The organism is Nocardia sp. 852002-20019_SCH5090214, assembly GCF_001665865.1.
GTDB lineage: Bacteria > Actinomycetota > Actinomycetes > Mycobacteriales > Mycobacteriaceae > Nocardia > Nocardia nova.
This window is the reverse complement of sequence record NZ_LZMK01000085.1, coordinates 1-612: the sequence shown is the minus strand read 5'-3', so window position 1 is coordinate 612 and position 612 is coordinate 1. Positions and strand designations below refer to the sequence as shown.

Here is a 612-nt window from a genome sequence, read left to right as displayed (position 1 = left end):
GCCACAGTGGCACCCTCGCCAGGCTTCGGCAGGGTGGCCGTAAGGCCGGCCAGCAGGATGTCGAGCCCGCGTTCCAACTCGGCTTCACCGTCGTAGTCGGCCAGCACCGGCGCGAGTTGGCGCAGTAACGGGAACTCGGTGACCGGCAGCCGATGCAGGCCGAGTCGCAATACTTCGTCGGACTCTTCCGGACGTTCCACCAATTCCTGCAGCTCATTGAGGACATGGCCATAGAGGAAACCGAACAGAGCGCGATAGATGTGCAGCGCGTCGGCGCCGGAGAAACCGGCACGGGTGAGCAATGCGAGTACGTCCTCCAGCGGCCGTAACACCGCCTGGGAACGCTGCCCGAGCGGCGTTGCCAGTGGTCGCGTCACCAGCAATGGCACCACCCGCGGATGTGACAGCGCCAGTTCGCGGAAATCGCGAGCGACTATCCGCAATCGGCCGCCCCAATCCGGGTCGGTACTGTCCACTTTCAGTTGCCCCAAGACGAGCTCGGCCACACCGTCGAGCACCGCCGCCTTGTTCGGTACATGCCGGTAGATCACCATCGGGTCCCGGCCCACCACGTCGGCCAAACGGCGCATCGATAACCCCTCGACGCCGTCG

1 protein-coding gene is annotated in these 612 nt (G+C 65.2%); it reads right to left on the bottom strand.

The window, feature by feature from the left end; translation table 11 throughout:
- Window positions 1-612 (bottom strand): TetR/AcrR family transcriptional regulator C-terminal domain-containing protein (locus A5780_RS07670; RefSeq protein WP_064908109.1); only part of this gene is annotated, 612 nt, incomplete at both ends.